Annotated in this window: 7 protein-coding genes and 1 pseudogene; all 8 read left to right on the forward strand. The window is 74.5% G+C overall.

Going from position 1 to position 6,490, the window contains the following annotated elements; all coding sequences use genetic code 11:
• Positions 1-773: pseudogene (locus GTW08_RS26135) on the forward strand (hypothetical protein); the annotation flags it as partial.
• A gap of 62 nt (positions 774-835) precedes the next feature.
• Positions 836-1,660 (forward strand): sugar phosphate isomerase/epimerase family protein, encoded by an 825-nt coding sequence (locus GTW08_RS26140; protein WP_073576886.1) that lies wholly within the window; start codon positions 836-838, stop codon positions 1,658-1,660.
• Positions 1,661-1,669: 9 nt separating this feature from the next.
• On the forward strand, positions 1,670-2,515 hold the full coding sequence (locus tag GTW08_RS26145; RefSeq protein ID WP_073576575.1) for a thioesterase family protein: 846 nt from the start codon (positions 1,670-1,672) through the stop codon (positions 2,513-2,515).
• 20 nt (positions 2,516-2,535) lie between these two features.
• A complete protein-coding gene (gene proC, locus GTW08_RS26150) occupies positions 2,536-3,336 on the forward strand; it encodes a pyrroline-5-carboxylate reductase (protein ID WP_073576574.1) in 801 nt (266 codons plus the stop codon).
• Between the two features lie 185 nt (positions 3,337-3,521).
• Entirely contained in the window at positions 3,522-3,734 is a 213-nt protein-coding gene (locus GTW08_RS26155; RefSeq protein WP_062398062.1) for a helix-turn-helix domain-containing protein, read from the forward strand.
• Between the two features lie 211 nt (positions 3,735-3,945).
• Positions 3,946-4,047, forward strand: coding sequence for a 30S ribosomal protein bS22 (locus tag GTW08_RS26160; protein ID WP_010241351.1), 102 nt, complete (start codon positions 3,946-3,948; stop codon positions 4,045-4,047).
• 176 nt (positions 4,048-4,223) lie between these two features.
• Positions 4,224-5,270 (forward strand): NAD-dependent epimerase/dehydratase family protein, encoded by a 1,047-nt coding sequence (locus GTW08_RS26165; RefSeq protein WP_073576573.1) that lies wholly within the window; start codon positions 4,224-4,226, stop codon positions 5,268-5,270.
• Between the two features lie 77 nt (positions 5,271-5,347).
• Positions 5,348-6,313: a lysophospholipid acyltransferase family protein gene (locus GTW08_RS26170; RefSeq protein WP_073576885.1), complete on the forward strand. Its 966-nt coding sequence runs from the start codon at positions 5,348-5,350 to the stop codon at positions 6,311-6,313.
• The last annotated feature ends 177 nt before the right edge of the window (positions 6,314-6,490 follow it).

Below are 6,490 nucleotides of genomic sequence, written 5' to 3' on the forward strand. Positions count from 1 at the left end.
AGATCCCCACCAGCCGGCTCGGCGCCCGCCGCCCGGCCCCCACGGCCGACGACGACGGCGGCCCGCCCACCCAGTTCGGCGCCCCGCCGCTGGACGACGAGCACGACGGCCCTCGTCCGCATCCGGCCGACGCGGGCCCGCCGACCGGCGCCTACGACCCGTACACCGACGACTACGACGACCGGCAGGGTGACGACGACCTGGGCCGTGACGACCGGGGCTACGAGAGCCGAGGCTACGACGCCGACCCCCGCTACGACGACCGCCACGGCCCCGCCGGGTACGACGACGGACCCGGCTCCGCCGACGGCGGCCGCACCGGCGTGCTCGCCCCCGAGCGCCCGCAGGACGACGACTACGACGACTACGAGGACCACGGCGAGCTCGCCGCCGGCGCCGTCGAGGAGGACGAGCCTCCGCGTCGCCGCTCCGGACGCCGCGGTGCCGTCACCGACAGCGGCGCGCAGCCGCCCGCGGGCCTCGACGGCGACACCCCGGCCGGTGCGGCCGGAACCGGCCAGGCCTGGGCGGTCGTCATCGCCCAGTGGATCGGCGGCGCCGTCGCCGGTGCGGCGATCTGGGTGCTGTTCCGCTACCTGTGGACCTCGCTGCCGATCGTGGCGCTGTCGCTCGCGGTCGTGCTGACCGTCGGGCTCGTGCTCGGCGTGCGGGCCCTGCTGCGCAACGACGACCTGAGGACCACGTTGTTCGCGGTGCTCGTCGGGCTGCTGCTGACCGTGTCCCCGGCGATCCTGGTGTTGTTGGACCGGTAATGATGAGCGACGGTGTGACGACTCCACGATTCGTGACACCGTCGCGCCCGTCCACCGCCGACCTGCCCGGGGCGGCACCCGTCGCGCTGTCCACGGCCTCGGTCTACCCGGAGGGCGTCGCCGCCGGGTTCGAGATCGCCGGTGAGCTGGGCTACGACGGCGTCGAGCTCATGATCTGGACCGACCCGGTCAGCCAGGACCCGCGCGCGGTCGAGCGCCTCGCGCACCGCCACGGGGTGCCGATCCTCGCCGTGCACGCCCCCTGCCTGGCCGTCACCCAGCGCGTCTGGGGGGCCGACCCGGTGCACCGGCTGCGGCGCACCGTCGAGGTCGCGGCCCGGCTCGGCGCGCGCACCGTGGTGGTGCACCCGCCGTTCCGCTGGCAGCGCCGCTACGCCGGCGTCTTCGCCGACGAGGTCGTCCGCGCCCACGAGGTCCACGACGTCACGCTGCCGGTGGAGAACATGTTCCCGGTGACCCGCGGCGCGATCAGCACCGTGCCCTACGCGCTCGGCCACGACCCGACCGAGGTCGGGTTCGGCGCATACACCCTCGACCTGTCGCACACCGCCGCGGCCGGCGTCGACGCCCTCGACCTCGCCGGGCGGATGGGGGACCGGCTCACCCACCTGCACCTCACCGACGGCTCCGGTGCCCCGCGCGACGAGCACCTGGTCCCCGGCCGCGGGGCGCAACCGTGCGCCGAGGTGTGCCAGCGCCTGGCGGACTCCCGGTTCGCCGCGGACGGCGGCACCGTCGTCCTGGAGGTGTCGACCCGGCGCTGCCGGACCCGGCAGGAGCGCACGGCACTGCTCGCCGAGTCGCTGCTCTTCGCCCGGCTGCACCTCACACCGACGATGTCCGCCGCCGCCCCTACCCGTGGGTAACATGCCCGCATGAGCAGTACGACGGTCCGGCCCTTCGCCGACTCGCACGTGATCGAGCACCTCGGGGACGGCCGGTTCCGCGCCCGGCTCGACGAGACCTGGGCGATCGGGGACAAGGCCTTCGGCGGCCTGCTGATGGTGCTCATGGCCAAGTCCGGGCTGGCCCGCCTCGCGGCCGACGACGCCCCCGCGCCCGACCCGCTGGCCGTCGCCGTGGACTTCCTGCGCGCGCCCGACCTGGGCCCGGTCGAGATCACGACCGACCCGCTCAAGGTCGGGCGGACGGTGTCCACGGTCGCCGTGCGGCTGCACCAGGAGGGCAGGCTCATGCTGCACTCCACCGTCACCGCCGGCGTGCTGCCGACCGAGGTCCCACGCCTGGACGACGGCTCCGCGCTCGCTGTCGAACCGGATCCGGACGCGCTCGATCCGGCGTCGGCCGAGGGCGGCGCGCGCGGCCTGGCCGCCGCCTGCGAGCTGCGCTACCCGTGCGGCGCGCTGCCGTTCCTGCGCGGCGAGACCGGTCCGCCGGAGATGACCGGCTGGGTCCGCCCGCGCGGCGAGGAGCCGGATGTGTTGTTCGCGCTGATGGCCGGCGACATCCTGCCCCCGACCGTGTTCAACCTCGGCGGGACGTTCGGCTGGGCGCCGACGGTGCAGCTCACCGCGCTGATGCGGGCCCGCCCCGCCCCGGGCTGGCTGCGGGTCGGGTCCCGGTCCCGCGCGGTGTCGAGCCCGCCCGCCGGCGGCGGGGTGTCGAGCGCGCAGTTCGACGAGGACGTCACCGTCGTCGACGCGCGCGGCCGCACCGTCTGCCAGGCCCGCCAGCTCGCCCTGGCCCCGCTGGCCCGCTGAGGGGTTCCTACGCTGCCCCCATGACGAGGATCGCGGTACTGGGCGGGGGACGGATCGGCGAGGCGCTGCTCGGCGGGCTGCTGGCGGCCGGGCGGGACGCCGGTGACCTGGTGGTCGCCGAGCGGTACCCGGCGCGGGCGCAGGAGCTGACCGCGTCGCTGGGGGTCACCGCGGCCCCGGTCGACGAGGCGGTGCGCGGGGCCGGGACGGTCGTCGTCGCCGTCAAGCCGCAGGACGTCGTCACGCTGCTCGGCGAGGTCGCCGGGGCGCTGGAGCCGGGCGCGCTCGTCGTGTCGCTGTGCGCGGGTCTGCCGACCTCGCTGTTCGAGGGCGCCCTGCCCGACGGCACGCCGGTCGTGCGGGTCATGCCGAACACCCCGATGCTGCTCGGCGCGGCGATGTGCGCGATCTCCCCGGGTGCGTACGCGACCCCCGCGCACCTCGACGAGACCGAGGCGCTGCTGTCCACCGTCGGCGCGGTGCTGCGCCTGGACGAGGCGAAGCAGGACGCCGCGACCGCGCTGTCCGGCTCCGGGCCCGCGTACTTCTTCCTCGTCGCCGAGGCGATGATCGAGGCGGGCGTCGGGCTGGGCCTGACCCGCCCCGACGCGACCGAGCTGACCGTGCAGACCGCGCTCGGTGCCGCGCGGATGCTGCGCGAGACCGGCGAGCACCCCGCGGTGCTGCGGGAGAACGTCACCTCGCCGGCCGGGACGACGGCGGCCGCCCTGCGCGAGCTGGAGCGGCACGGGCTGCGTGCGGCCCTGGCCGACGCGGTCACCGCGGCGCACGACCGCTCGGTGGCGCTCGGTCGCGGCTGACCCGGGCCGCCGGTCCCTCGTTCAGCTCATCGTATGACGCAAAGTCACACGGACGCGCCGTGCTGTAGCACGATCGGGCCCCCTCTGGCGGACCGATCGTCACATCCGCCCCGGTAGACTGCATCTGCATCCCCCACCACCGGGCGAACCGGGGAACCCGTCTCGGGGGAGGAAGGCGGTGCCCCATGGCGGCGGAACGTCCCGAGCCCCTACGGCCGTCCCAGGTCCAGTTCCTGACGGTGGCCGAGGTCGCGTCGATGATGCGCGTCTCGAAGATGACCGTGTACCGGCTCGTGCACTCCGGCGAGCTGCCCGCCGCGCGGGTCGGTCGTTCGTTCCGCGTGCCGCAGCGCGCGGTCGAGGACTACCTGCGCAACGCCTACTTCGACGCGGGCTGATCCCCGGTGGGGTGAAGGCCGGTACGCCCGGGTAGACTGGTGAACCGGCTGCCGACCCCCACCGGTCGCATCGCGTCGTCGCTCCGCTCCGGCGGGCGTCGCCCGGCCCGCGCCTCGTGTCCACGTGCACGGATCGTGCGGGCGGCCCACTCCGAGGTCACCCGGTGGAGCGGTCGCTGACGATCTGCGTCGACACAGGAGGAGCACCCACATGGGCTCGGTCATCAAGAAGCGCCGCAAGCGGATGTCGAAGAAGAAGCACCGCAAGCTGCTGCGCAAGACCCGGGTGCAGCGCCGCAAGCTCGGCAAGTGACTCGCGCACCGGCCGCGCACCCGCTCCCCGCGGGTGCGCGGCCGGTGTCGTTGTGGCGGTCCGTCCCCCCGGACGGACGCGTCGCACACCTCACGTGCCCGCGTACCTGCCCGGTGTGACGGGGCGGGACTACGATCGGCACGATCTCGCGTCAGCACCCGGTGAACGGAGCTCCCATGGACCGGCCGACCCCGAACGCCGTGCTGGTCACCGGGGTCAGCGGCTTCCTCGGCGGGCACCTCGCGGCCCGGCTGGCGGCCGACCCGGCCATCGACCGGGTGCTGGGCGTGGACACCGTCCCCCCGCCCCGGGATCTGCTGAAGCGGATGGGGCGCGCCGAGTTCGTGCGCGCCGACATCCGCAACCCGCTCATCGCGAAGGTCATCTCCTCGGCGAACGTCGACACCGTCGTGCACGCGTCGCTCTCGGCCAGCCCCGCCTCGGCGGGCGGCCGCGCGACGATGAAGGAGATGAACGTCATCGGCACGATGCAGCTCCTCGCCGCGTGCCAGAAGGCGACCAGCGTGCGCCGGGTCGTGCTCAAGTCGACGACCGCGGTCTACGGCTCCAGCTCCCGCGACCCCGCCGTGTTCGACGAGGCCATCGGGGCCAAGGACCTGCCCTCGGGCGGGTACGCCAAGGACGCCGCGGAGATCGAGGGCTACCTGCGCGGGTTCAGCCGTCGCCGCCCGGACGTCACCACCACGGTCCTGCGGTTCGCCAATTTCATCGGCCCGCGGATGGACACCGTGCTGTCGCGCTACTTCGCGCTGCCGGTCATCCCCACCGTGCTGGGCTACGACGCCCGGATCCAGCTGCTGCACGAGGAGGACGGCCTCGCCGTGCTCGAGCGTGCCGCCACCCACGAGCTGCCGGGCGTGTTCAACGTCGCCGCGCACGGGGTGCTGATGCTGTCCCAGGCCATCCGGCGCGCGGGCAAGATCGCCGTCCCGGTGCCGAGCGGCGCGGTCGGCCCGGTCAGCCGGGTGCTGCGCGGCGCGCGCGTCGTCGACTTCTCCCCCGAGCAGATGCGCTTCCTCAACTTCGGCCGGGTCGTGGACCTCACCCGGCTGATCGACGACTTCGGCTTCGAGCCGCGGTGGACGACCACCCAGGCGTTCGACGACTTCGTGCGCGGCAAGGCGCTGGCGCCGGTGCTCGGCCCGGAGCGGATCGCCTCGCTCGAACGGGGCGTGCTCGGTCTGGCCCGGTCGCTGCGGTGACGGGGCGGGACGGCGGCATGCGGGCGCGCGAGCAGGGACGGCCGGGCGGCCGCGGTGGTACGACGAAGGGCGACGGCATGGCCGAGGCGCGGGTGATCCCGATCCGGGGCAACCGGGGGCCTGCCCGGCCCGCGCGGGCGGAGGAGCCGCCGCGGCCCGTTCCGGTCGCCTCCGCACCCGAGCCCGAGGACGACGAGGGCCCGGCCTGGGAGGCCGCGCTGGAGCAGGTCCTGGAGTTCCTGCGCCGCCGGCTCGCGGGCGACTACCCGATCGACGAGTTCGGATTCGACCGCGAGCTCACCGACGCGATGGTGCTGCCCGCCCTGCGCCCGCTCTACAAGCGCTGGTTCCGCGTCGAGACCATCGGCACCCACCACATCCCCGAGACCGGTGGCGCGCTGATCGTCGCCAACCACTCCGGGACGCTGCCGCTCGACGCGGTGATGACGACCGTCGCGGTGCACGACGACCACCCGTCGCACCGGCACCTGCGGCTGCTCGGCGCCGACCTCATGTTCACCATGCCGGTCTCCGGCTCGCTGGCCCGCAAGGCCGGCGCGACGCTGGCCTGCAACCCCGACGCCGAGCGGCTCATGACCTCCGGCGAGCTCGTCGGGGTGTTCCCCGAGGGGTTCAAGGGCATCGGCAAGCCGTTCCGGGACCGCTACAAGCTGCAGCGGTTCGGCCGCGGCGGGTTCGTCTCCGCCGCGCTCCGCACCGGGGTCCCGATCATCCCGTGCTCGATCGTCGGCGCCGAGGAGATCTACCCCAAGATCGGCGACCTCGCACCGCTGGCCCGGCTGTTCGGCGCGCCGTACTTCCCGGTCACGCCGACCTTCCCGCTGCTCGGCCCGGCGGGGCTGATCCCGCTGCCGTCGAAGTGGTACATCGAGTTCGGCGAGCCGATCCGCACCGACGACCACACCCCGGCCGACGCCGACGACCCGATGCTCGTGTTCAACCTGACCGACCAGGTCCGGGAGACCATTCAGCACACGCTGTACCGGCTGCTGTCCCAGCGGCGCAACGTGTTCCTGGGATGATCCGGCGGCCGGACCCGCTGCGGTGGCTCTGGTACGCCGCCGGCGGACGGCTGCGGTGTCGCTGCAGTACGCGCTGTTCGTGATGGAGGAGTCCGTCGAACACCGGGTGACGAAGGCCGGCTACCCCGCGGGCACCGCCCGCGCGACGCGACGGGAGGCCACCGCCGACGGGCCGGC

The sequence above is a fragment of the Pseudonocardia sp. SID8383 genome, assembly GCF_009864975.1.
Classification (GTDB): domain Bacteria; phylum Actinomycetota; class Actinomycetes; order Mycobacteriales; family Pseudonocardiaceae; genus Pseudonocardia; species Pseudonocardia alni.